This window comes from Novosphingobium sp. AAP93, from assembly GCF_001296055.1.
Taxonomy (GTDB): domain Bacteria; phylum Pseudomonadota; class Alphaproteobacteria; order Sphingomonadales; family Sphingomonadaceae; genus Novosphingobium.
Window position 1 is genome coordinate 1 of the sequence record NZ_LJHZ01000091.1, and the last position, 1,556, is coordinate 1,556.

General features: G+C 51.7%; 1 protein-coding gene. It reads left to right on the forward strand.

Annotated features, from left to right (window positions below):
- The first annotated feature begins 202 nt into the window (after positions 1–202).
- A complete protein-coding gene (locus IP83_RS13730; protein ID WP_156309728.1) occupies positions 203–1,516 on the forward strand; it encodes a hypothetical protein in 1,314 nt (437 codons plus the stop codon).
- Positions 1,517–1,556 lie beyond the last annotated feature (40 nt).

Consider the following 1,556-nt stretch of genomic DNA (forward strand, 5'->3'; position numbering starts at 1 on the left):
GCTCATCACAGCTCCTTCTCACAAATAGGAGCCTCCGGAAAACCCGGGACGCTTCATTCTCCTGTTCCTAGAGAGCGATTCTGAATCCTTCACATTGATATTCCTACCGAAATCCAGCCAGATAGAGTCTAGAAAACTCAACGTTTGAGTTTCTTGCAGCCGTCATCTGGTGCGATTAGCATCACGCTGAAGAGGGGGCAGGATGACGAAATCACAAGGGACGTTAGACAAGCGGCTCAAGCAACTGATCAAAGTGGTTGAGCAGCAAGATCGACACGAGAAAGCCGCTAAAAAGCTCGAAGAAAGCTCTCGTCGCTTGAAGTGGCAAGCGGTCGCACGAGCGTATCTCTGGTGGCGAGAAGCTGACAAGCAGCAAGGCTATCTCGATGCGCTGTACGCTTCGAAAAACATCCCGAACAACAACCTTAGCAACCGCTTGAACTTCAACCCGCTCGTCAGATTGATATGGGACATTCACGGGGAGCGCTGGGCGCACGTTTCATCGTTGGCACAGACAATCGCTGCACTTCATGAAGAGTACCTTGAGAACCCTCAGCTCTATAAGCGATATCCTGAGGACGAGCTGATTTCATACATTCAGCAAGAAGGCGGATTGAGCGGCGTCAAAAAGAAGGGTTCTTTGAAGTTTGACGACGACGATAGCGTTGTCGAGGAGCCCAAAAAGAAGCAGAAAACGCAGAGCAAAACGCTGCCAAAGGACGTGCAGAAGGAGCTGCTGAAGCGTCAAACGGATCACGTCGCATCATCGTCAGGCATTGCCACCATCGATGTTGGGGAAGCAGCAGTTAACACCGAAAACTCGACGGGCAGCGACCTGCTCGTCGTGCTTGCCAAGCGTGACAGCAGCGGCAATCTCGTTGTGCTGGGTACAACAAACGATACAACACTCGTCGAACAAGTGGTTCTTGATTGCGTTGAGTTCGACACCAGCAAACTGACGCCCATGCTGCGTCTCATCGTTGAATGTCTGCGCCCTCACATCGTGCCAAAGGCACTCCACAAGCGCGGTGTTCGTGACAAGTTTTTCACCACGCACAAGGTTCGCATCAAAGAGGATGGCAAGAAGGAAGACGTTCAAGAATCGGTGCGGTTGGTCTTCACCAAGCACGGTGATGTGCTGGTCAGCAAACGCATAAGCCATGCGAGTTTGCTGACAATCTCGAAACCGAAAGAGGTCAAGCTCGTACTCAGCAATGCTCTGTTTCTGCGCGGTGCAGATCGGTACTGGCTCGAAACAGATCACATAATCGATGGTCAGATTGCGCTCCACACTTCGGAACCAGTTGATGCGCTGAACGATGCGTCGAAGCCGCTCGTTGCCAGCAAGCGTCTGACACTCAAGAACGATCTGACTCAGGCGACGCGGGACATTTATTTCTATGACTATGACAATCTCGACGAGCAGCTAAAACGGCAACCAACCGTCAAGGAGCTCGACGAAATCAGGTTCGATTGGGAGCTGACCGCAAGCAAGACGTTTGTTGATTGCCACTGAGAAGTGACCCGGGATTTCCATCGAGAATTGACCCGGTTGG

What these genes read in the sequence shown, in the direction of transcription:
- IP83_RS13730 (WP_156309728.1), top strand. Translation starts at nt 203, where the DNA reads ATGACGAAATCACAAGGGACGTTAGACAAGCGGCTCAAGCAACTGATC.